The organism is Bacillus sp. 01N42_2 (genome assembly GCF_056399565.1).
This window is the reverse complement of the sequence record NZ_JBFTRO010000001.1, coordinates 654,002-678,431: the sequence shown is the minus strand read 5'-3', so window position 1 is coordinate 678,431 and position 24,430 is coordinate 654,002. Positions and strand designations below refer to the sequence as shown.

The following is a 24,430-nucleotide window of genomic DNA, read 5'->3' as shown; positions in this document are numbered from 1 at the left end:
CTTTTTTTATTACAGCGTGCGCTGTTTAAGAATTTGATTTTGTTTGCTGCGCTTCTTTAAGGAGAATCGTTTTTTAAAGTGCGTTTCGATTTCTTCTAAACTTCTGCCCTTCGTTTCAGGAACGATGTAAGCGGCGAAGAAGAAGGATGTGAGGCAGATGACTGAGAATATTCCGAATACCCAGCCGATGCCCATGGCGCTCAGCATAAGCGGGAATACCAGTGAAACGACCAGGTTTGTTGCCGACAGAATCAATGTCGTAAATCCGGTTGCGGCTCCGCGTGCGTTTGATGGGAACAGCTCCGGCATCAGGACCCATACGACGGGACCCCATGTCGCCTGGTAAAAGACGATATAGATTCCGAGAAACAGCACGGTCAGCCAAGCCGTTGAAGCTGACAGGCCGGCCAGAAGGAGAATGGCTGATAATGACGCCAGACTCAAGGTGATGCCGATGCTTCCCCACATCAGCAGTTTTTTCCGGCCGATCCGGTCAATTAAGATCATGGCGGTGATACACATGATGACGTTTAAGACACCGATTCCCATTGTGCCGAGAACGGACGCCGAGGTGCCGAGTCCGGCCTTTGTAAAGATGGTCGGCGCATAGTAAATCACCGTGTTGATACCGACCGCCTGCTGGAAGATGGCGAGGCCGATCCCGATCAGCAGCATAGGGCGGATCCATTTTGCTTTCAGCAAGCCGAGCGTAGATTCTTTTTTCTCAGCTTCACCTTGTTTCATTTCCGCCAATTCAACGGCGATATCCTCTTTGTCGTGCGTCATTTCCATGACTTGTCTGGCTTCCTGTTCACGGCCGCGTTTGACGAGCCATCTCGGTGATTCCGGCATAAACGCGATTCCGATTAATAACAGCGCCGCCGGTACTGCGGCGAGACCGACCATCCAGCGCCAAGCTTCAAATGGGGTGAATATGTAATTCACAATATATGCAAGTAAAATTCCGGTTACAATCATTAAGTTATTCAATGTGCCAAGCGTTCCGCGTATTTTTGTCGGAGCCATCTCAGAAAGATAAACGGGAACAAGCGCCGTTGAACCGCCGACGGCTAATCCGAGAATGACACGTGAGATGATCAGCATGATGACGGTTTGCGAAGCTGCGCAGGCAAGCGCGCCAAGAATAAAAATGAGTGAAAGGACGAAAACGACTTTTCTCCGGCCCCATCGGTCAGAGCATGTCCCGCTTAAGGCGGACCCGAAAATCGCACCGAGCAGCAGCATGCTGACGACCAATCCCTCAGTCAGCGTGTTTAAAGGAATATCATTGTTGATAAAAAGCAAAGCCCCTGAAATCACACCGGTGTCATAACCGTAAAGCAGCCCGCCTAATGCTCCGAAAAAGTAAATCAGGTATTTTTTGGTGTTTTTCTTCACAGATGATCCTCCTCATCTTTTTGGAACGCATAATAGTTTATTTAGATAACTATTTCATTCCCCTGTGAAAAAAATATAAACCTTCAAAAAAAAACACGCCCTTTTAAAGGCGTGTTTCTTTTTTCTTAGGAAAACAGCTTGTCGATAAACGCGATTTCTTCTGCAGAAAGCGTAATGGAGGCTGCTTTCATATTGTCTTTTAATTGATCCGCGCGTTTGGCGCCCGGAATCAGGATGTCGATTTCAGGTCTCGCCAAATACCAGGCAAGCACGATATGCGCCGTGTCGGCATTGTGCTTCTCGGCAATCGGTTTGAGCTGGTTGACTTTTTTGATGTTTTCTTTAAACTGCTCCCCTTGGAAATGCGCCTGATCATTGCGCAGATCGCCTTCAGGGAAGGTGGTGTTCTCGTCGTATTTGCCGGCTAACAGTCCGGATACGAGCGGGAAGTACGGGATGAATGAGATGCTGTGTTCTGTCGTATAAGGGAAGAAAGTCTTTTCCGCCTCACGGTTCAGCAGGTTGTATTCCCCTTGAATCACATCGACTAAGCCATTCTTGTTGGCTTCTTTCAGCTGCTCCAGAGAGAAATTGGAGACGCCGATGGAACGGATTTTTCCTTCTTTTTTCATCTCATTCAATGCTTGGACGGCTTCGTCCTTCGGTGTGTGCTCATCCGGGAAATGGATGTAGAATAAATCAATGTAATCAGTCTGCAGACGTTTCAGGCTGTCTTCAACTGATTGTTTCAAAAAGGCCGGTGAGTTGTCGAAAACAAAGTCATCGCCTTCTTTTCTGTGCGCGGCTTTTGTGGCGATGAAGACATCCTCGCGGTTAAACTCTTTCAGCACCTCGCCGATTAATTCTTCAGAACGGCCCACCCCGTAAATATAGGCGGTATCTAACATGGTAACGCCGCTTTTAATCGCTTCCCGGATCAATTCTTTTCCCGTCTCTTCATTCAGATTCGGATAGAGATTGTGTCCGCCGACCGCATTTGTTCCCAAACCGATCGGAAATACTTGTAGGTCAGTTTTGCCGATTGTTACTTTGCTCATGTTTTCGCCCCCTGAAAAAGTAGATTAGGATATCACAGCGCCTGCCGGAAAAATACGGCAGCGCATTCTCTATTAATTGTAACGCTATGCCAAGTGAATGTCGATTTGGTGCTCTTGACAATACTTTGTATATTCCTCATCAAGCTGCTGAGAAGTGACGATGCTGTGAAGCCGGTCGAAAGGCGCGTATGTCAGAAGCGTGGATTTGCCGAATTTGGAATGGTCCGCGAGCAGATACACTTCGTTCGCCTTTTCGGAAATTTTCTTTTTCACCTCGTATTCCAGCAAGTCGGAATTCGTCAGGCCGTGGGTGATCGTTGTCCCGGTAGCGGACATGAACGCCTTGTTAATATTGTATTTATTGAGGGTGCTCGGATCATCAATGCCGACAAATGACCTTGTCTTCCGCTTGTAGTTGCTGCCGATGATGATCAGGTCGACATTTTTCATGGATGAAGCGGCGTTAATAATATCAAGACTGTTCGTCAGCACCGTCACATTCTTATCCGGATCAAGCGTCTCCAGCAACGATTTGGTCGTCGTGCCGGAATCAATAAACACAAGATCGTGATCCTCGATAAACCGTGACGCATAACGGGCGATTTTGATTTTTTCATCCTGATGTTGAATGGTGCGGTTCTCAAAAGGGACGAGCATGGATTTTTCTGCTGACGTCACGCCGCCGTACACCTTTTTGATCACCCCTTTTTCCGCAAGCTTATTAATATCACGTCTGACCGTGTTTTTAGAGACGTTGAAAACCTCGCACAGCTCATCCAGCGAAGTGGCTCCGTGTTTGAGAATGTATTCTTCCATCTCCTGAATCCGCATCAGTTTCATAAAAAAACTCCTTCTAGAATTCTTAAAGTAATTAAAATATATAATAAACACCAAGAGTTAATCAATAGTTACTTAACAAATGATAAAAAAGATGGATCTCCCGTACGATTCGACACCGTTCTTCAAGTTCCTGTTTTCCTGCTCTAAAAAGGTATGATGAAAATAATGAAAAAATTTTGATTTTTTAGATTGACTTGGAGTGGCGTGGGGATTAAAATGTAACCAAGAAATGACCAAAATGTAACCCGTAAAATTAAAAATGATAGATGTAACCGTTTGCTTGGGTCGGTACATGACCAACTTTTACATGGAAAGAATGGGAGACACCATCATTTTAGCATTTGTAAGCGTTTAATTCATGTCTTTTGTATGTAAAAGATGAATATATCCATCCGTTATTACCCAGCTGAACAGGATGTTTACTATTTAAGGAGGCAATGAGCATGGCAGAGATCAGAAAACTGAAAAACTACATCAATGGTGAATGGGTTGAAAGTAAGACAGATCAATATGAAGACGTTGTCAATCCGGCTACAAAAGAAGTGATGTGCCAGGTTCCGATTTCTACGCGGGAGGATGTGGAATATGCCGTCCGCTCAGCGTCAGAAGCGTTTAAAACATGGTCAAAGACGGCAGTGCCGCGCCGTGCGAGAATTCTATTTAACTATCAGCAGCTTCTCCAGCAAAACAAAGAAGACCTTGCCCGTCTGATTACTTTGGAAAACGGTAAAAACACGACAGAAGCACTCGGTGAAGTGGGACGCGGAATTGAAAATGTCGAATTCGCAGCAGGCGCGCCGTCACTCATGATGGGCGATTCACTTGCCTCTATCGCCACAGATGTAGAAGCGGCGAACTACCGCTATCCGATCGGGGTGGTCGGCGGCATCGCACCGTTCAATTTCCCGATGATGGTCCCGTGCTGGATGTTCCCGATGGCGATTTCGTTAGGAAACACGTTCATTCTGAAGCCGTCTGAGCGCACGCCGCTGTTAACGGAAAAACTGGCAGAGCTGTTTGAACAGGCCGGTCTGCCGAAGGGCGTCTTCAATGTCGTGCACGGCGCGCATGACGTCGTAAACGGCATTCTTGAACATCCGGAGATTAAAGCCATCTCATTCGTCGGTTCAAAGCCTGTCGGCGAGTATGTTTTCAAAAAAGGCAGCGAACATTTGAAACGAGTGCAGGCGTTAACGGGGGCGAAAAACCACACGATCGTGCTGAATGATGCCCACCTTGAAGATACGGTCACAAACATTATCGGAGCGGCATTCGGTTCGGCAGGAGAGCGCTGTATGGCATGCGCGGTTGTGACCGTTGAAGAGGGAATCGCCGATGAGTTTATGGCGAAATTACAGGAAAAGGCCGCGGACATCAAGCTCGGAAACGGACTGGATGACGGCGTGTTCTTAGGCCCGGTTATCCGCGAGGACAACAAGAAGCGTACGCACAGCTATATTGAAAAAGGCATCGAAGAGGGAGCGAGACTGCTTTGTGACGGCCGTGAAAATGTAACGGAAGACGGCTATTTCGTCGGACCGACGATTTTTGACAACGTGACGACGGATATGACGATCTGGAAAGATGAAATCTTTGCGCCCGTTCTGTCGGTCATGCGTGTGAAAAACTTAAAAGAAGCGGTTGACATCGCCAACCAGTCTGAATTTGCGAACGGCGCCTGCCTGTTCACTTCAAATGCGAACGCGATCCGCTACTTCCGTGAAAATATTGACGCGGGAATGCTCGGGATCAACCTTGGCGTTCCGGCGCCGATGGCATTCTTCCCATTCTCGGGCTGGAAGTCTTCTTTCTTCGGCACACTGCACGCAAACGGAAAAGACAGCGTTGACTTTTATACACGTAAAAAAGTCGTGACGGCACGATATCCATCTCCTGATTTCAATTGACAGCCGGCCCGGACGGCTTTGTGATTCCGTCCGGGTTTTCTTTTACCATCAATTAAGGAGGAATACACATGAGTCATTTGCTGCGCAAACCGCAGGCCGATGAGATTTCTCAAGGCGTGAACATCATACATGACGTCACTTCAGCCAATTCAGACCTCAAATACGTCGGATTTAAAGTCGTTGATCTCGCTCCCGGCTCAACATATACAGAAGATTTGAAAAAGACGGAGTGCTGCATCGTGGCGCTCACGGGAAAAATCACCGTCACGGATCATGATCAGACATTTGAAAGCATCGGCACCCGTGAAAGCGTATTTGAAAGAAAGCCGACGGACAGTGTTTATGTGTCCAATGACCGCTCCTTTGACATTACAGCCGTCAGCGGGGCGAGGGTCGCGCTGTGCTACTCTCCGTCCGAACACCAGCTTCCGACAAAGCTGATTAAAGCGGAAGACAACAGTGTGGAACAACGCGGCAAGCTGGCAAACAAACGAACCGTTCATAACATTCTCCCCGATTCAGATCCATCGGCAAACAGCCTTCTCGTTGTTGAAGTTTACACGGACAGCGGCAACTGGTCGAGCTATCCGCCGCATAAACATGACCAAGACAATCTGCCGGCTGAATCCTTTTTAGAAGAAACCTATTACCATGAAACGGACCCGCCGCAGGGGTTTGTCTTCCAGCGTGTGTACACGGACGACCGCTCGATTGACGAGACGATGACCGCAGAAAATGAAAACGTTGTCATCGTGCCGGCGGGCTATCACCCGGTTGGTGTTCCGGACGGGTATACCTCTTACTACCTGAATGTAATGGCGGGACCGACACGAAAATGGAAGTTTCATAATGATCCGGCCCATGAATGGATTCTGGGACGCTGACAAGTGAGGAGTGGCAGATAACAATGAAATATACATTTAATGAAGAAAAAGAGTTTGATATTGTCGCGATCGGACGCGCGTGTATTGATTTGAACGCGGCGGAATACAATCGGCCGATGGAAGAAACGATGACGTTTTCTAAATATGTCGGCGGTTCCCCGGCAAATATTGCGATCGGCAGCGCCAAGCTCGGATTAAAAGCCGGTTTTATCGGCAAAATCCCGGACGACCAGCACGGCAGATTCATCGTTTCCTATATGCAGGGAAAGGGCGTTGATACGTCACAAATGGCGGTTGACAAAGAAGGGCGCAAAGCCGGACTCGCTTTTACGGAAATTCTCAGTCCCGAAGAGTGCAGCATTCTGATGTACAGAGATGACGTGGCGGATCTGTATCTTGAGCCGTCGGAAGTCAATGAAGGCTACATCGCAAACGCGAAAATGCTGCTCGTATCAGGCACGGCGCTTGCGAAAAGCCCGTCGCGCGAAGCTGTCCTAAAAGCGGTGCATATCGCAAAAAAACATGACGTAAAAGTCGTTTTTGAGCTCGACTACCGTCCGTATACATGGCAATCGGCAGAAGAAACCGCCGTGTATTACACGCTGGCGGCGGAACAATCCGATATCGTCATCGGAACGCGTGACGAATTTGACGTAATGGAAAACCGCAGCGGCGGAAATAACGATGAAACCGTCCGCCGTTTGTTTGCGCATTCCGCCGATCTTGTCGTCATTAAGCACGGCGTTGACGGATCATACGCATACAGCAGATCGGGAGAAGTTTTCCGGGCGCGCGCCTATAAAACAAAGGTGCTCAAGACGTTTGGAGCGGGTGATTCCTATGCGTCTGCCTTCATCTACGGACTTGTCAGCGGCCGGGATATTGAAACGGCCTTAAAATACGGGAGCGCTTCCGCTTCCATCGTCGTCAGCAAACACAGCTCGTCAGAAGCCATGCCGGCTGCCGGTGAAATCCTCGAACTGATTGAAGCGCAGCACAGCCTGAATGGTAAATAGAACGTATAAAAGGTGGGATCGTTTGTGGGCAAGACAATTCGCTTAACGACAGCACAAGCGCTGATTAAATTCTTGAACCGGCAGTATATTCATGTTGATGGGAATGAAGAGCCGTTCGTTGAGGGCATTTTCACGATTTTCGGCCATGGAAATGTGTTAGGGATCGGGCAGGCGCTTGAGCAGGACGCCGGGCACCTGAAAGTGTATCAAGGCAAAAATGAACAAGGCATGGCGCATGCCGCAATGGCATACAGCAAGCAGATGCTGAGAAGAAAAATTTACGCGGTATCGACATCGGTCGGTCCGGGTGCCGCAAATTTGACAGCTGCCGCGGGTACGGCGCTGGCCAATAACATTCCGGTGCTGCTGCTTCCGGCCGATACATTTGCGACGAGGCAGCCTGACCCGGTGCTTCAGCAGGTGGAGCAGGAATACAGTGCCGCCGTCACGACAAACGATGCGTTAAAGCCCGTGTCCCGCTATTGGGACCGCATTACCCGCCCCGAGCAGCTGATGAGCAGCTTAATCCGGGCCTTTGAAGTGATGACGGATCCGGCAAAAGCGGGACCGGCGACAATCTGCATTTCTCAGGATGTCGAGGGAGAAGCATATGATTTTGATGAACGCTTCTTTGAAAAACGCGTTCATTACATTGACCGGATGCAGCCGAGCGAGCGTGAACTGAAAGGCGCCGCGGAGAGAATCAAGGAGAGCAGCCGTCCCGTCATTTTAGTGGGCGGCGGCGCGAAGTATTCCGGGGCACGCGAGGAATTGATTGCGCTTTCTGAAACATACGGGATTCCGCTTGTCGAAACGCAGGCCGGCAAGTCAACGGTTGAAGCTGATTTCGCCAACAATCTGGGCGGCATGGGCATCACAGGCACTCTCGCCGCGAACAAAGCCGCCCGCCAGGCTGATCTTATCATCGGTGTCGGCACACGGTATACGGACTTTGCGACATCCTCGAAAACGGCGTTTGATTTTGACAAAGCAAAATTCCTGAATATCAATGTCAGCCGCATGCAGGCTTACAAGCTTGACGCATTTCAGGTCGTAGCCGATGCGAAGGTGACGCTCGGCAGACTGCACGGCTTATTAGACGGATATAAAAGTGCATTCGGCACGGCGATTAAAGACTGGAAAGATGAATGGCTCGCTGAACGGGACCGGCTCGGCAAAGTCACTTTTACACGTGACGCATTCGAACCGGAAATTAAGAACCATTTCTCACAGGACGTGTTAAACGAGTATGCCGACGCGCTCGAGACTGAGCTGCCGCAAACAACGGCGCTGTTGACCATCAACCATACGATTCCTGAAGACAGCGTCGTCATCAGTTCGGCGGGCTCTCTTCCGGGAGATCTGCAGCGGCTGTGGCATTCCAATGTCCCGAATACGTACCATCTGGAGTACGGCTATTCCTGTATGGGATATGAAGTATCAGGCACGCTCGGCCTCAAGCTGGCCCACCCTGACAAAGAAGTCTATTCACTCGTCGGTGACGGAAGCTTTCTGATGCTGCACTCAGAGCTGATTACCGCGCTTCAATATAACAAAAAAATCAATGTCCTGCTCTTTGATAACTCCGGCTTCGGCTGTATCAGCAACCTGCAGATGGATCACGGCGGCGGCAGTTATTTCTGCGAGTTCCGCACAGAGGACAATCAGATTTTAAACGTTGATTACGCGAAGGTGGCAGAGGGCTACGGCGCTAAAACATACAGAGCCAATACGGTTGAAGAGCTGAAGGCGGCGCTTGAAGATGCGAAAACCCAAGACGTATCCACTTTAATTGAAATGAAGGTTCTGCCGAAAACGATGACGGACGGCTATGACAGCTGGTGGCACGTCGGCGTGGCGGAAGTGTCTGAGCAGGAAAGCGTTCAGCGGGCATTCGAAGCGAAAGAGATGAAGCTGAAGTCTGCGAAGCAGTACTAGAGGGGAGGCATCACGATGGGCAAACAAGATATTCTGTGGGGTATCGCTCCCATTGGATGGCGCAATGACGATATGCCGGAAATCGGAGCCGGGAATACGCTGCAGCATCTGTTGAGCGATATTGTCGTCGCCGGCTTTCAAGGAACGGAAGCGGGAGGATTTTTCCCTGAACCTTCCGTCCTGAATAAGGAGCTGGCTCTCCGAAACTTGCGGATTGCGGGGAAATGGTTCAGCAGTTTTAGCATTCAAGACGGTATTGAAAAAACGGCTGAATCATTTACGGAACACTGCGATTATTTGCAGAAAGTCGGAGCGGATGTCGCCATCGTTTCTGAACAGACGTACAGTGTCCAGGGCTTGGACATTGATGTTTTTAAGAAAAAACCGCACTTCACAGATGAAGAATGGGTTACGCTGTGCAATGGCTTGAACCGTCTCGGGAAAATCGCGGAGGAATACGGGCTGAACCTCGCTTTTCATCATCATCTCGGCACAGGCGTCCAGACGGCGGAAGAAGTTGACCGGCTGATGGAAGGAACAGACCCCCGGTATGTCCATTTACTTTATGATACCGGCCATGCCTATATCTCCGACGGAGACTGCATGACGATTCTCAACAAGCATATGGATCGGATCAGACACGTTCATTTCAAAGATGCGCGGATTGACATTATGGAGCGGTGCAGACAAGAAGGCAAATCATTCAGGCAGTCGTTTTTACAGGGCATTTTCACGGTTCCCGGAGACGGATGCATCGACTTTACCGAAGTGTACCGGACGCTCATCCGTCATGATTATTCAGGCTGGATCGTCATTGAAGCCGAACAAGACCCGGCAATCGCCAATCCGCTTGAGTACGCGCTGATAGCGAGAAAGTATATCGACAGTGAACTGCTTGATCCTGCAAATTAGGGGGGCCTATAGGAATCGTGCCAAGGCGGAATCAGCTTTCAGCAAAAGGACCATCTATGGCCGGTATTCTGCTCATATGTGTGACGGCCATCGGGCTTGTCTTCACACCGAATACGTCCGGCAATCCGCTTGAACAGATTCAGCAGGAACTGTACGGTGCTCCTCAGGGCGGCAGCGACAAAAGAAAGACGAGAACCATTATTTGATTATCATAAGGAGTGGCGATCAATGAACTTACGTATAGGTGTTATCGGAACCGGTGCTATCGGAAAGGAGCACATCAACCGCATCACAAATAAGCTGTCCGGAGCGGAAATTACCGCTGTAACAGATGTGAATCAGGAGGCCGCGCAGCAGACCGTTCAGGATTTCGAATTAAACGCCTCCGTTTATCCTGATGACGACAGCCTCCTCGCTGCTGAAAATGTGGACGCCGTCTTAGTGACAAGCTGGGGCCCGGCTCACGAGTCCAGCGTTTTGAAAGCGATTCAGCACGGAAAGTACGTGTTTTGTGAAAAGCCGCTCGCCACAACGGCAGAAGGCTGTATGCGCATCGTCAAAGAAGAAATGAAGACGGGTAAACGTTTAGTTCAGGTAGGCTTCATGCGCAGATATGACAGCGGTTACGTTCAGCTGAAAGAAGCGATCGACAATCGTGCGGTCGGTGAGCCGCTGATGATTCACTGTGCGCACCGCAACCCGACAGTCGCATCGAATTATTCAACCGACATGGCCGTCGTCGATACGCTCGTTCATGAAATTGATGTCCTCCACTGGCTCGTCAATGACGATTATGAATCCGTACAAGTCATCTATCCGAAGAAATCAAAAAATGCGCTGCCGCATCTCAAAGATCCGCAGATGGTCATCATCGAAACAAAAGGCGGTATCGTCATCAATGCCGAAATCTATGTGAACTGCAAATACGGCTATGACATTCAATGTGAAATCGTCGGGGAAGACGGTGTCATCAAGCTCCCGGAACCGTCAAGCATCAGCTTGAGAAAAGAAGGAAAACTCAGCACCGATATCCTGATGGATTGGCAGCGCCGATTTGCGGCTGCGTATGATGCGGAAATTCAGGACTTCATTGATTCGATCCGGAAAAAAGGCGAAGTCAGCGGTCCGACGGCATGGGACGGTTATATTGCCGCGGTGACAACTGACACGTGCGTAAAAGCTCAGGAATCCGGACAGAAAGAGCCAGTGGCGCTGCAAGAAAAACCGGCATTCTATCAATCCTTTACGACTGTGAGCAAATAATAGATTTGGAGTGAAAACAATGAAACTGGCCTTAGATCCATCCATGTACCGTGATGATTTAACGTTAGAGGAAATGGTCTATAAAACGGCGGAGCTCGGATACGAGTATATCGAACTGTCCCCGCGCGAGGATTTCTGTCCTTTCTACAAATATCCGAAAGTCGATTCAGCAAAAATCAAACAATTGAAGCGTCTTTTAAAGGATACAGGCGTGAAGCTGTCCTCTCTTCTGCCGCTTTACCACTGGGCGGGGCCTGATGAAGACCGCCGCCAGGCCGCTGTGCGCAACTGGAAACGGGCGATCGAAATTGCGGTTGAGCTTGAAGTGGATTTGATGAACAGTGAATTCAGCGGTTCAAAATATGATCCGTTGACAAGTGAAGAAAAATTCATCAAGTCCATGGATGAGCTGCTGCCCGTCTTTGAAAAAGAAGGCGTTAAACTCAATCTGCAGGCCCATCCATACGATTTTATCGAAACGCACAAAGGTGCGATGAATATGATCCGCGCGCTTGATAAGGATTGGATCAATCTTGTCTACTCGACGGCGCATACGTTCTTTTACGATGACGGCAAAGGCGATATTGCGACTATGTTTGATGAAGCCGGCGGCCGCCTCACACATGTTTTATTTGCAGATACCTTTAATCATAAAGCGGCTCACGGCCTGCGTTACATCGTCAATCCGCCTGACGCGAAAGTAACGGTTCATCAGCATTTGGACATCGGGCAAGGCGAGGTTGATTTTGATACGATTTTCAAAAAAATGAGAGAGATGAAATTCGACGGAATTGCGACGAATGCCGTTTTCGCTTGGGTCGGCGAAAGAGCGGATGAATCAAGCAGGTTCATGCTTAAGAAATTAAAAGAAGAATTAGGTATGGCATAAGCTTTAGTACGGAGTTCGGCGGGGCGGAAAGGCTCCTCAGCTAAACGCAGATGGGAGAGGCTGACATGAAACTTTGCTTTAATGAAGCGACTACGCTGGAGAATTCAAACTTGAAACAGGATTTAGAGTTGTGCGAAAAGCACGGCTATGATTATATTGAAATCCGCACAATGGATAAGCTGCCGGAATACTTAAAAGACCATTCACTGGCCGATCTGGCGGAATATTTTCGAACCCATCACATTAAACCGCTTGCCCTGAACGCACTGGTTTTCTTCAACAACCGTGATGAGAAGGGCTATAGGGAGATCATTTCGGAATTCAAGAGCATGATGGAAACGTGCGAAACGCTCGGCGTGAAATATGTGGTGGCTGTGCCGCTTGTGACAGAGCGGAAAATCTTGAAAGAAGAGATCAAAAAGAGCAGTATAGAGGTTCTGACTGAGCTTTCGGATATCGCTGAGCCGTACGGCGTAAACATCGCTCTTGAATTTGTCGGCCACCCGCAATGCACGGTCAATACATTTGAACAGGCGTATGACATCGTGAACGCTGTGGGCCGCGATAATGTCGGACTTGTGTTTGACAGCTTCCATTTCCATGCGATGGGCTCCAATATTGAAAGCCTGAGGCAGGCGGACGGAAAGAAAATTTTCATCTATCATATTGACGATACAGAAGATTTCCCGATCGGCTTTTTAACGGATGAAGACCGTGTCTGGCCGGGGAAGGGAGCGATTGACTTAGACGCCCACCTGTCAGTGTTAAGGGATATCGGATTCAATGATGTTGTCTCCGTAGAACTGTTCAGGCCTGAATATTATAAGCTGACCGCGGAGGAAACGATCAAAACGGCAAAGGAAACAACGGAAGCCGCCGTATCAAAATACTTCATGAAGGAGGCGTGAACATGGCTTTTGTCACCATGAAACATCTTCTTGCAGAAGCGAAACGGGAGCAGTATGCAGTCGGCCAGTTTAATATAAACGGTCTGCAATGGACGAAGGCGATTCTGCAAGCGGCGCAAAAGGAGCAATCGCCGGTCATCGCCGCGGCTTCCGATCGTCTGGTCGATTATTTAGGCGGCTTTAAAACGATTGCCGCCATGGTCAGCGCGTTAATGGAGGAAATGGCGATTACCGTTCCCGTCGTGCTTCATCTTGATCACGGAAGCAGTGCGGAACGCTGCAGACAGGCCATTGACGCCGGATTCAGCTCAGTGATGATTGACGGCTCCCATCAGCCGATTGACGAGAACATTGCGATGACAAAAGAAGTCACCGATTATGCAGCAAAGCACGGCGTGTCAGTAGAAGCTGAAGTCGGCACGGTCGGCGGCATGGAAGACGGTCTGGTCGGCGGTGTCCGCTATGCCGATATCACGGAATGTGAGCGAATCGTCAAAGAAACCAGCATCGACGCGCTGGCCGCCGCCCTCGGCTCCGTACACGGCAAATATCAGGGTGAGCCGAATCTCGGATTTAAGGAGATGGAAGCGATCTCCCGCATGACTGATATTCCTCTCGTTCTTCACGGGGCATCCGGAATTCCGCAGGATCAGATCCAAAAAGCCATCACGCTCGGCCACGCGAAGATCAATATCAACACGGAATGTATGGTCGCCTGGACAGACGAAACACGCCGCATGTTTCAGAAAACCAGCGATCTGTATGAGCCGCGCGGCTACATGATACCCGGCATTGAAGCTGTAGAAGAGACGGTGCGAAGCAAAATGAGAGCGTTCGGATCAGCCGGAAAAGCCGCTAAGCAGCAGGTCGGCTGAATGAAAAAGCACTCACAACCTCGTGAGTGCTTTCAATACTTCTGTTTATTTCCAACAAATCAACCTGTTTCCTGACTGAAAGCGGATTGTACAGGGAGAAGGTATCAAAGTCATTGATGAACACACGGTTATGGTCGACAGCGGCAAGATTTTTTTAAATGGGGGATTGCTCTGGCTTGTTTTGTTTCAGCCTTTCAAACGGTATTCTGTAATGAAAATATAAGCTGCGGTATACTAGGAATGAAATCTTGAGAGAGCTGTTCCACCTTTCTTTTTTTGTGACATCCTGTTCAATCGTCTCGGGCGCTTTCAATCAAAACGATTGTTTACATTGGGCCGCCTTGTTTGCCATTGTTAGTTTACATAGGAGAGATAGAGATAAAGGGAATAGGCATCCGTTATTGAAATAAGGTAAAATCAGCAGTTTTAAGTTTTGCCAATTGGCTCATTAGGGAAAGGGGCTGTTTGCAACGCAGCTTTCTGTCTATCTCCTACTTGTTTTATCCATAAATCGTAATAGTATCCTTTCTTCTCTAATAATTCTTGATGCTTCCCATTTTCAACTATTTTTCCTTGATCTAATACCACTATTAAATCAGAGTCTTGGCTACTTAAAAGACGATGAGTTATTACAATACGGGTAATATTTGATTTTGCAAAATATTCGTCAATTTTATGCTCTGTTAATGTATCCAAGTTACTTGTTATTTCATCCAAAATGACTACAGAAGGGTTATCGACGATGGCTCTCGCTATTGCTATACGCTGGCGCTGCCCTCCTGACAACATATTTCCATTTTCCCCGATAATTGTGTTATATCCCATGGGCATTCTTATTATGTCTTCATGTAACTGCACTTTCTTTGCTGCTTGTTCAATTTTATCCTGAGATAAGTTTTTAAATCCAGCTATATTGTTTGCAATAGTATCATTGAAAAGAAAGCTTTCTTGTAATACGACCCCCATTTGTTTTCGAATTTCGTAAAGGTTTAAGGTATTCAAGTCCTGTTCACCATATAGTACTTTTCCCTTGGTTGGTTTGTATAATCCCAGAATGATTCTTGATAAAGTTGTCTTTCCACTACCTGTACGGCCTACCAGAGCTAATTTAGTACCTGATTTAATGTTTAATGAAATTTCTTTAAGAATATATAAGTTATGATGTGTAAATGTTACATTTTCAAGTTTTATATCTTGCTTTGATAATTCAGGTTCAATTATTGAAGCTTGGTTGAATTGTTCGGGTTCAGTTTCCATAACATCTTGTATTCGTTCAAAAGTATCACCAACCAACTGAAATTGTTGCGTGCTTGTTATTAGAGAAGCAATCGGCAACAAGAAAGATGTTCCTACGCTGCTGAACCCTAACAATCCCCCTAGTGTTAAGTTTCCGGTGATAACTTCTATTGATCCAAACCATAATAAGAGAAGAGGGGCACAATATCGAATGCTTACACTTATGCTTTCCATTAAAGCGTCTAAGTGGTATCGATGTGAAAATGCTTCAATTTGTTTGTCATAGTAATTTGACCACTTTGTTAGAATAGAATGATCTAAACCATTTGATTTAATAAAAGTGATAGCTCTTAAAGCTTCCACCAAAAAACTTTGTGTAGTTGTTTGAGTTGATAAGTCACCGCGGATTAAATCTTTTATTCTTGGAATCAAAACCATCATTAATAAGAATTGAATAATGGCCAATCCAATAGCAAAAAATGCAAGTTTAAATGATTGAGTTAACATAGCAATAAAAAATGAAACCAAAGTAATTATATCTAGTACTACTGTTGATCCACTCTTAGCTATAATCTCCCTAACCATGGCAATGTTACTTACTCTCATTGCAATATCACCAGTTGTTCGATTTTCATAAAAATTGAGAGGTAATTTTAATAAATGTTCCACAAAATCTTTTGAGATGTTTTTACTTATAATAGCTTGAAGTTTAATTGAGAAATGATTGCGGATAAACATAACAAGTCCCAATATAAAAACTGCTATTATAATTAAAAATCCTAAAAGTGGTAAATGAGTTGGTGATTTACTTATCAAAGAATGATCCACTAAATATTTAATTAAAAAAGGAACGGCTAAGGAGACTACTTGTATGGTTAATGAAAAGAGAAGGATAAGTGGAGCAATAGTACGGCATTTAACTATATAATGCGAATAATACTTTACTGCGGATGATGGCTTCATCTTTTTAAATTTATCCGTCTTCTTAAAAGTCAATATTACCTTGCTATAATGACGTTTAAATTCTTCTTCGGATAATTTCAATTTCCCTTTGTTAGGGTCAATTATATGAAAAAGGCTGTTTTTAATCTGTTCTAAAACCACAAAGTGCCGTTCATCCCAAAATATGATGCAGGGAAGATATGAGTTGATGTATTTTTTCAAATCTTCAAATGAAACTTGGTATACTTTGCAGTTAAGCCCATAGTATTCTGATACTGATTTTAAGACGGAGACAGATACTCCATTTCTTTGGGCATCACATTGTTCACTTATTTTATTTAAAGATATTGTAATCCCATAATAACTTAAAATCATGGTAAGACAGGCGGGACCACACTCATATTGTCCCATTTGCCTTACCAGAGAAACTCTTCTTCTCATTGGATCACTCCTAAGAAATAGAGCCTTAACAAAGTAAGGCTCATGTTAATTTTACAATTTTAGTTCTAAAGGTGATTGAAGTCTCAAAACTGACGGTACTTCGGTTGGTGCAAAAATTTTAAGCAATCCAAGTCCTATACCTGCATACCCCATCATTAAGGATGGGGATTCGTTATTTTTTTCAAATCCAGTTAACCATCCTCTGAGCTTTATATCATTTAAAATTTTATGGCTTAGTTCTGTTACATTTACGCTTAACTTTTTATTAAAGTTTTCTGTTGCGTACATAAGGATGTCCAGATTACCTAAATCACCGTGACATAAAGAATGATCATGTTCGAAACCATATTTTAGAGTTGTATTAATTGCGATATGTGCTTCATTCTTTATCATTTCATTTTGATTGTGTGGAAGAATCAATATCCTACTTAACCCTATACCTGCTGCGCCATTACACCAAGCAACAAAGTTATCATTTCGGAACTGTCCGTTTTCAAGTTTAATATCTGCCCAATTATTTTTTTCTGGAATAAACAAAGTTCTTTCAAATTCTAACGCTTTGTCAGCTACCTCTTTAAATACAGTTTGCTCAGTGATTGCGTAAATCTCATAAAGTGCCCATATAATTCCTGAGGCACCATGAGCAAATCCGGAGGCTGGCATTGGGTTTGCCGGGACTTTCCATCCAACTCCCTTTTCCATAACGTTTATATTTTGAATAAGACGATTTCCGCATTTTGTAATCAAGTTTAAGATTTTGTCTTCTTTATACCGTTTAAACAAATTTATTAAAATAACTGCTGTTCCAGCCACCCCTGTTAAAATATCGTTGTTTTCATCCCTTTCGATCAAATAATCTAATTTGTTGAGGGCTGACTGAAGTTCGTTTTTCAACAGTTGTTCATCATTCCATAATTTTGATAAATGGTCCAATAAATAAAGGTAAGAAGCAATTCCCCCAAAGGCACCTAAATCACTAGATGCAGACATGTTTTTGTGTACTGGCACTAAAGCTTTTTTAGACAGTTTAGTGTACTTTTCATCGTTAGAGATGTGGCCTAAATAAGCAAGGAAGAGAGAAATACCTCCTACACCTTCGTATAATGAATTATTTGCCGCTGAAATCTTGAATTGATCCTCTCGTTGATTGTCAACAAACGATCCAATCCAAGATACATCCTTTTGTCCATCTTGCTGTTCGCCTACGATTGCCCTGCTAACAAGAAAGTCTCCAACTTTAATAGCTTCTTGTAAAAAATCTTTTGGGTTAAAAACGTGTGATCGAGGATTTATGTCAAATACTTTATGTTTACGATAAGAATCCTTAATTACTAAAATAGCTGTTCTTATAAAGCTTACTTGTTCTTGACAGTCACTTTCATTCATTTCATTTATTTTATCCTTTGTCTCATTTAAGGCACTTGTTTTAAAAAAATTATTGATTCTTCGACTTTTGGAATCCCACATATTTTTAGACTCGGGCTTGCTTGTGAAATATGGTATATCCCCAAGGAATAAGTCTTCTTTTTCACTGTTTACTACTTGATTCAATCGGGGATTCAATTTTGTATCTAGCCACAATTTATCTAAAATCATTTCACGATCTAAGCCGTCTCTCATGAAATCTGGATGTAAACTTATTTTCAGAAGGTTTGCATAGCGAGATGTTCCACGTAATATTTGTCTTACAGTAACCCCTTTAAAAGAATCGATTTGATCGATCATGTCTTGTTTATATTTCATGAAAAGAAAGTAGGTTTCTTCAAATCCTTTTATAATATCTTCTTCGTAAGCAACAGTATTAATGATTTGTCCATGCAGCATAGGTCTATGTTGACTAACTGGAATTGGAAAGTTTTTTTCTTCTATTCTGACTGTATCTTTATCTCGATCCACTATTGTACTGGTTTTATGCGGAGATACTTGTCCTTCTTGTGCACCTAATGCACTAAGGTCAATTCCTTCAAATCCAGCTTTACTATTTATTTTTCTCGGTAATAACCCAATCCGTAAAACTGAACGTTCAATATGTTCTTGTGCGCGACTAAAAGCACTGGTATCTGTATACGTAGAATTATTATGAAATAAAGATTCTAAATCAACTAAAATAGGATATTCCCCATTAGCAATTAAATTCTGCATATGAAAATCTACCGCGTTCATTGCATATAAGATAGCCAAGTAACTGCCAATACGCCAATAAAACTTCCCAATTTGCAGTTCTTCCTGACATTCTTTATAAGAGATAAACTGTGTCCATCCGTAAGATTGTTTGTTAATTGTGTGTACAGTTTTTAAGTCATAACTTAAATTTTTACCGTTTAAGTAATTTATTAGTTTATTGAATCTTTCGTCTATTTCTAATGAACGAGGCTTGTACACAATTTTAATTCCAGTTTCAAAGTTTAAAATGGCGACTGTTTTTCCTTTGTTATGAGTATCTGATACGTTGCTTCCTGTATCGATGGAAATAATTTTCCCTAATTTTTGACCATTACTAAACTCAGATTCTAATATCCCTTTATCCTGATGAAATCTTACAAGGAGATCAGAAGTATTTTGAATCCAATACATAGTTTTTGTTGCTAACAGCCTTGTTAAAACTATGTATTCTTCTCGAATTGATCGAACATATGCTGGGTCATTTAAAAGGGCTTGATTGAAATAAGAGGCTCGTTCTTCGGAAGTTTCACCCCGGAGCTTTCCTGATACCCTTGCTACATTTAACTCCAATATTAATATCCGACTACTTATAGCTGATAAAGTTTCACCAAGATTATGAAGTAAATCATCAATTACCGACGGACTAAGTTCTTTCTTTATCAGAGATTTATTAGAGTGAGAATATAATACTTCCTCTAATTTGCCTCTTGCTATTTTCAAAAATGGTTTTATAAAACTAAAGAAGAGAATATCTTTTCTAACTTCTATATTTACATCTTTATAGGATTGTTCATCAACTAGCTGAATAATTTCCAGCCATCCTTGATGATCATCTTCATTAATAAATTCCACTTCCCTTTCATTGATGATAGTGTACTTTAGAGTCTCTTGATCAATATTTTGGGCAGCTAATACATCCTCAATTCTAATCCCTTCATCACTTTCAACGAGGCTTTTCCATCTTTCAAAGCGTCTATTTGTTAGCTCATCCCAATTAGTATTAAGTGAACGCCTTACTTTTCTTTCACTTATTGCAGAAGATCTATTCCATACCGAATTCCGTTTGAATTTTGTATGCATATTGAACACCTCATTTTTAATAAATTTGAATATCGCCAAGTTCCTTAATTACCCATTACTATAGCAGGAGCACTTAAAAGTTAAAAGAATGTCAACTGAAGTTTAAATTTATTTTATATGTGTTTATAAAGAATACTTAATATTTAGGACAAACACCTTAAAAAGAGTAATTTTGTAGTATAATCGTTTAAAATTTACAGGAGGGAAAAAATGAATATTTCAATATTAAAAGATAAAAAGTTACTGATCGGGATGTGCGGGTCAATTTCATCTGTTGGCATATCCTCGTATCTCTTGTATTTTAAAAGCTTTTTTAAAGAAATAAGAGTTGTTATGACAAAAACAGCGGAAGACCTTATTCCGGCCCATACAATTTCTTATTTTTGTGACCATGTATACTCAGAACATGGGGAGAACGGAAAAAGACATAGCCACGTAGAACTTGCCCGCTGGGCGGATATATATTGCATTATTCCAGCTACAGCGAACATCTTAGGACAAACAGCTAATGGTGTAGCAATGAATTTAGTTGCAACTACTGTATTAGCTCATCCACATAACACTATTTTCTTTCCAAATATGAACGATTTGATGTGGAATAAAACTGTTGTTTCCAGGAATATTGAACAATTAAGAAAAGATGGGCATATTGTTATTGACCCAGTTGAAATTATGGCGTTTGAGATTGCGACAGGCACAAGAAAACCTAATCGAGGTCTAATTACACCCGACAAAGCTTTATTAGAAATAGAAAAAGGGTTTAAAGAAAGAACAAAACACCCCTCAGTAACATAAATGGGATGACTCAAAAGTCATTTAAAATGATTTTTGGGTCATCCTTTTTACACCACATTTTTTGAGTCTGCTTTTTTTTCAAGACAAATATATGTATTGTCAGATAAGAGGTACCCTTTTCCAAACTTTGTTTGAAGAATCTTTGGATCTCCGGGGTTATCCTCTACTTTTTCTCTAAGAGAACTAATGTGTACATACAGACTTGACCTACCAGTAAGATCAGCATATTCAATAAGTTCTTCAGAGCAGACTATTTTATTTGAATTCAAGTAAAGTAAATATAGAATTTTAAATTCTTGTATTGCTAGAGGGATATATTCGTTATTTTTCCAAATGCAATGTTTCCCAACATCGAAAAAAGTTGTAAAAGACAATTGAAAAACATTATGTTTTAGGGTCGAGATATTATTTATTTGATTTAATATTGGACCAGGGTTATAATCTGAAACGTTAGTTTCTAAGGAGTTAAGTATTATGATTGGGCAAGATATCGATTTTATCATTTGCAACACTAAATCATTAGGGTGGCAAGTATCGATGATAACAGAGGAAAAATTTTCTTTAGATATTATTTGTTTTAATTCATCTAATGTTTTAACATTTGTTATTTCATTACCATTTGGTGTTAATAAATGATTCATATATGCTTGGAAATAGCTATTTTCTGAACAAACGAGAGTTTTCCCCAATGAATTTACCCTCCTATTTTTAAGAATTTTCTAATAGTTTACATAATAAATATAGGCTGTTCCTTCTGAAGGGAAACAGCCTATATAAAACAAATTAGCAAATACATTCAGAAGTAAGGGTACAAACACCGCCGCCACCAGGCAATGTAAAAGTACACGCTGCTTCCATGTCTCCCGCACCTACTAACTTATCCATTTGTGCTTCTTTTAGCTCACTGAATGGGTTGCCAGCTGGATTTTGAGTAGAATTTTCACGGGAAAAAGGATCTTTCCATGAACGAATGATAGCTTCTTGACTCATTGTATTCACCCCCTTATTAAGTATAGTATTATATTAACTCATAATCAAAAAAATGGAAGTAAAATTATTAAATGTAAATAATGTTTAAATAAAGAGTCTTAAGATATCTTTACATTTCTTATGTCATATGTTCTGAAACATTATTCCCCTTTTCCATTAGTCGTTTAGTTTCAAAGAATACAATCAAAAAGGTTTAGTCTTGCCTTCATATAAATTTAAATTTTTTTGTTTTCACATGGTGCTAGTGAGATTAGTTTGCCTTGTCTCGAATTCTCATAAGTTTACATAGCATATACCCTACGTAAGGTCTCGTTTAGTAAAATTTCTTATTCCATATACCAGGAGAACGATACAGGTACTTACCATAATCGTATAAAATAAGAAATTTGATTGGATCGGTGATTCATCTTCGGGTGACATTGCTAACATAGGCTGTGTCCATGGATATACTTGACCTAATGGTGTACTGGCAATAATGATGGCTGGTAATGTAAAAACAATGCTAACAGCGAGTGGTATGCCGAATGTTTTAGACCTGATTGAAACAATAAGCTGCAGTAAAATCAATGGTAAACAAGCTAGGATCCCTCTAATTCCATATCCTAATATTGTGAATAAAGGAAGGCTTCCGCTTATGCCTAACATATAACCTAATCCGATAAATAAGAGGATTAAAATGAACATGCTAATGAGTATCATGCGGACCACTGTTAGAAACTTTCCCAGAAAGATATCTGAGTGTTTGACTGGTAAGGCGAGAAGCTGTTTCCAACCGCCACCTACATGTTCCCCCCTGCAAACAAGAGCGGCGAAAATTCCCACTATGATAGGTAATACAAAAGGGCCCATAAATAAAGCAACTTGTGTCCAAGCCTCTAACCAAGCATTGTCTCCAGGATTCATAAAAAGGTTATAGTTTTTAATAAAGTTAGTGTATGCCAGGGATACACCTAACAAAGGCCCTAATAAATAGATGATCCATAACTTTGATCGCTTAAGCTTTAAACGTTCTACAAATAAAATGTTTTTCAAGTATTTCGCCTCCTTTTTACAAAGCATCCCGTTTAGCAAAATGAATAGAGCCCAGAAATAATATAATTATCCCTAAGAAAAGACTAATGCAAAGGTAAGATGAAAGATCTGGGTTATATCCTATACCTTCATACTGCAGAATGACTGTCGAAGATTGACTAGGATAAGCCAGCGGAAACCATCTCGTTGATTGAGCAGCAGCCAAAAACAAACCCATTATAGATGATACTGATCCTACAAGAATTGAGAATGCTTGGTTGCTAAACACCATAGATAACCATATCTGGAATGCCATTATAGGCAGTACTGTAACTAACATGCTGTAACTATCTCCAAACAAAAGTCCCCAAGGTACACTACCTTCAAATCCCACCAGTTTGCCCAGCAGTACCATGCCGAGCAAAAAGATTGTTGACGAAATAAATAAACTGACTACTAAACAAATAAATTTACTTACATAAATTCGCATTCTAGATACGGGAAAAGAAAGGGTTTGCTTCCATCCGTTTGCTTGATGCTCTATATTTGCTATTATTGACGCAGAAAGTGTGGCGGCTAATGGAAAACCCAGACCAAATAACAAACTATTATCATACAGTAAATACATCCACATTGATCCAGCATGGAACATTTCAGCTTGTTTTTCCACGTATTCAGATCGATAAGTAAGATTTACCAACTCATATGCTATAATGAGTAAGGGAACCAATAAGACGACAATCAATAACGACGAACGTTTCAGTTTTAATTGATCTGCCCATAATAACTTTTTCATAGACTTCCCTCTGTACCAGTTAATTCTAAAAAAATATCCTCAAGCGATCGTGTCTTTTCTTCAAGTCGAAATACAGACAGCCCTGAATGAAGAAGTATGGAATTGATTTCTGAAACAAACTCCGGTTCTGTTTGAGACAGCCACAAATAATTTTTTTGTAAATCAACCTTTAATCCTTTCCTGTTTAATATTGTTTTTGCTTCGATTACGTCACTAACACCGACTTTTAATAGTGGTTTTCGTTTTTGATGTAAACTTGCAATTGAGTCCTGAAAAATCATCCTTCCATTGTTTATAATCCCCACTTGAGTAGCCATTTGATCTATTTCACTCAACAAGTGGCTGGATACAATGACACTCATTCCTGATTTAGGCAATTCTTTGATTAACTCTCTTATTTCTTGGATACCAGATGGATCTAAACCATTTGTCGGTTCATCCAGAATTAATAAATCAGGACTGCTTAACAGGGCAACTGCAATTCCCAAACGTTGTTTCATTCCAAGGGAATACTCCTTAGTCAGTCGATTTGCTACTTTAGATAACCTTACAGTTTCCAATACTTCATTGACCCGTTGTTCCGGAAGTCCTCGTAACCTCCTAACAGCTTCTAAGTTTTCGTAACCGGTTAAATTACCATAATAAGTTGGAGATTCTACCAGTGACCCGATTCTTTGTAATATCTGCAAACGATTCTTGTTTAGGTTTTGGCCAAAAATTTCGATGTTTCCTTTTGTTGGTTTAATTAAACCTAATAACATTCGGATGGTTGTTGTTTTACCAGCACCATTCGGTCCAAGAAAACCATAAATTTCGCCGCGTCTAATCCTTAAGTTTAATCCATCAACTGAAGTATGCTTTTTATACTTTTTAGTTAGATCGTGTGTTACCACTATTTGATCATTCATTTGTCTCTCACCTCACTTTTATCATAAGCGATGTTCTTTAAACACAAACGAAACTCTTCCTAAACATTCACTTAACAACATCCATGGTTTATTGACTGCATATAGTAAAATGGAAAACTGAATATCAAGATTAATCGTTTAATGGAATATTCTGAAACTTAAACAAGAGCTAAATTCTTT

20 protein-coding genes and 2 pseudogenes are annotated in these 24,430 nt (G+C 42.8%); 11 read left to right on the top strand and 11 right to left on the bottom strand.

Going from position 1 to position 24,430, the window contains the following annotated elements; genetic code table 11:
* Positions 1–9: 9 nt before the first annotated feature.
* From AC1DN5_RS03500 to AC1DN5_RS03490, 3 genes are all read right to left on the bottom strand, one after another.
* Positions 10–1,398 (bottom strand): sugar porter family MFS transporter, encoded by a 1,389-nt coding sequence (locus AC1DN5_RS03500; protein ID WP_366969918.1) that lies wholly within the window; start codon positions 1,396–1,398, stop codon positions 10–12.
* A gap of 125 nt (positions 1,399–1,523) precedes the next feature.
* On the bottom strand, positions 1,524–2,456 hold the full coding sequence (locus tag AC1DN5_RS03495) for an aldo/keto reductase (protein WP_188154245.1): 933 nt from the start codon (positions 2,454–2,456) through the stop codon (positions 1,524–1,526).
* An 84-nt stretch (positions 2,457–2,540) separates the two neighbouring features.
* Positions 2,541–3,296: a DeoR/GlpR family DNA-binding transcription regulator gene (locus AC1DN5_RS03490; RefSeq protein WP_188154246.1), complete on the bottom strand. Its 756-nt coding sequence runs from the start codon at positions 3,294–3,296 to the stop codon at positions 2,541–2,543.
* 443 nt (positions 3,297–3,739) lie between these two features.
* Between AC1DN5_RS03490 and iolA the strand changes: the two genes are divergently transcribed.
* From iolA to iolJ, 10 genes and pseudogenes are all read left to right on the top strand, one after another.
* The gene (iolA, locus tag AC1DN5_RS03485) at positions 3,740–5,203 is read left to right on the top strand and encodes a methylmalonate-semialdehyde dehydrogenase (protein WP_366969917.1); all 1,464 of its coding nucleotides are present in this window, start codon (positions 3,740–3,742) and stop codon (positions 5,201–5,203) included.
* Between the two features lie 68 nt (positions 5,204–5,271).
* Complete coding sequence (gene iolB / locus AC1DN5_RS03480) at positions 5,272–6,087, top strand: 5-deoxy-glucuronate isomerase (RefSeq protein WP_366969916.1); 816 nt, start codon at positions 5,272–5,274, stop codon at positions 6,085–6,087.
* Between the two features lie 23 nt (positions 6,088–6,110).
* Positions 6,111–7,103, top strand: coding sequence for a 5-dehydro-2-deoxygluconokinase (iolC, locus tag AC1DN5_RS03475; protein ID WP_327814913.1), 993 nt, complete (start codon positions 6,111–6,113; stop codon positions 7,101–7,103).
* 24 nt (positions 7,104–7,127) lie between these two features.
* Positions 7,128–9,041 (top strand): 3D-(3,5/4)-trihydroxycyclohexane-1,2-dione acylhydrolase (decyclizing), encoded by a 1,914-nt coding sequence (iolD, locus tag AC1DN5_RS03470; RefSeq protein ID WP_366969915.1) that lies wholly within the window; start codon positions 7,128–7,130, stop codon positions 9,039–9,041.
* A gap of 15 nt (positions 9,042–9,056) precedes the next feature.
* A complete protein-coding gene (iolE, locus tag AC1DN5_RS03465; RefSeq protein WP_366969914.1) occupies positions 9,057–9,953 on the top strand; it encodes a myo-inosose-2 dehydratase in 897 nt (298 codons plus the stop codon).
* 53 nt (positions 9,954–10,006) lie between these two features.
* A pseudogene (locus AC1DN5_RS03460) lies at positions 10,007–10,159 on the top strand (MFS transporter); the annotation flags it as partial.
* A gap of 22 nt (positions 10,160–10,181) precedes the next feature.
* Entirely contained in the window at positions 10,182–11,216 is a 1,035-nt protein-coding gene (gene iolG, locus AC1DN5_RS03455) for a bifunctional inositol 2-dehydrogenase/D-chiro-inositol 1-dehydrogenase (protein WP_366969913.1), read from the top strand.
* Positions 11,217–11,235: 19 nt separating this feature from the next.
* Positions 11,236–12,105 carry a sugar phosphate isomerase/epimerase family protein gene (locus tag AC1DN5_RS03450; RefSeq protein ID WP_016937425.1) on the top strand — a complete coding sequence of 290 codons (870 nt, stop codon included), beginning with the start codon at positions 11,236–11,238 and terminating at the stop codon, positions 12,103–12,105.
* A 65-nt stretch (positions 12,106–12,170) separates the two neighbouring features.
* Positions 12,171–13,013, top strand: a complete 843-nt coding sequence (iolI, locus tag AC1DN5_RS03445) for a 2-keto-myo-inositol isomerase (RefSeq protein WP_327814909.1) — start codon at positions 12,171–12,173, stop codon at positions 13,011–13,013.
* 2 nt (positions 13,014–13,015) lie between these two features.
* The gene (iolJ, locus tag AC1DN5_RS03440; RefSeq protein WP_049627678.1) at positions 13,016–13,888 is read left to right on the top strand and encodes a 6-phospho-5-dehydro-2-deoxy-D-gluconate aldolase; all 873 of its coding nucleotides are present in this window, start codon (positions 13,016–13,018) and stop codon (positions 13,886–13,888) included.
* Here the strand turns inward: iolJ and AC1DN5_RS03435 are convergent.
* The 3 genes and pseudogenes from AC1DN5_RS03435 to AC1DN5_RS03425 all read right to left on the bottom strand — a co-directional run.
* A pseudogene (locus AC1DN5_RS03435) lies at positions 13,869–14,201 on the bottom strand (hypothetical protein); the annotation flags it as partial. The gene iolJ and the pseudogene AC1DN5_RS03435 overlap by 20 nt on opposite strands.
* A 113-nt stretch (positions 14,202–14,314) precedes the next feature.
* Positions 14,315–16,507 carry a peptidase domain-containing ABC transporter gene (locus tag AC1DN5_RS03430; protein ID WP_327814908.1) on the bottom strand — a complete coding sequence of 731 codons (2,193 nt, stop codon included), beginning with the start codon at positions 16,505–16,507 and terminating at the stop codon, positions 14,315–14,317.
* 51 nt (positions 16,508–16,558) lie between these two features.
* Positions 16,559–19,750, bottom strand: coding sequence for a type 2 lanthipeptide synthetase LanM family protein (locus AC1DN5_RS03425; protein WP_366969912.1), 3,192 nt, complete (start codon positions 19,748–19,750; stop codon positions 16,559–16,561).
* 210 nt (positions 19,751–19,960) lie between these two features.
* Here AC1DN5_RS03425 and AC1DN5_RS03420 point away from each other — a divergent pair, with 210 nt between their 5' ends.
* The gene (locus AC1DN5_RS03420) at positions 19,961–20,545 is read left to right on the top strand and encodes a flavoprotein (protein ID WP_327814906.1); all 585 of its coding nucleotides are present in this window, start codon (positions 19,961–19,963) and stop codon (positions 20,543–20,545) included.
* A 47-nt stretch (positions 20,546–20,592) separates the two neighbouring features.
* On the opposite strand, the gene AC1DN5_RS03415 is transcribed toward AC1DN5_RS03420, so the two are convergent.
* From AC1DN5_RS03415 to AC1DN5_RS03395, 5 genes are all read right to left on the bottom strand, one after another.
* The gene (locus AC1DN5_RS03415) at positions 20,593–21,234 is read right to left on the bottom strand and encodes a response regulator transcription factor (RefSeq protein WP_366969911.1); all 642 of its coding nucleotides are present in this window, start codon (positions 21,232–21,234) and stop codon (positions 20,593–20,595) included.
* A 94-nt stretch (positions 21,235–21,328) separates the two neighbouring features.
* The gene (locus AC1DN5_RS03410; protein WP_029325769.1) at positions 21,329–21,535 is read right to left on the bottom strand and encodes a plantaricin C family lantibiotic; all 207 of its coding nucleotides are present in this window, start codon (positions 21,533–21,535) and stop codon (positions 21,329–21,331) included.
* A 297-nt stretch (positions 21,536–21,832) separates the two neighbouring features.
* Positions 21,833–22,567: an ABC transporter permease gene (locus tag AC1DN5_RS03405; RefSeq protein WP_232904829.1), complete on the bottom strand. Its 735-nt coding sequence runs from the start codon at positions 22,565–22,567 to the stop codon at positions 21,833–21,835.
* 16 nt (positions 22,568–22,583) lie between these two features.
* On the bottom strand, positions 22,584–23,342 hold the full coding sequence (locus tag AC1DN5_RS03400) for an ABC transporter permease (RefSeq protein WP_007614844.1): 759 nt from the start codon (positions 23,340–23,342) through the stop codon (positions 22,584–22,586).
* Positions 23,339–24,250 (bottom strand): ABC transporter ATP-binding protein, encoded by a 912-nt coding sequence (locus tag AC1DN5_RS03395; RefSeq protein ID WP_042635632.1) that lies wholly within the window; start codon positions 24,248–24,250, stop codon positions 23,339–23,341. Before AC1DN5_RS03395 ends, AC1DN5_RS03400 begins: the two co-directional genes overlap by 4 nt.
* Positions 24,251–24,430: the final 180 nt, after the last annotated feature.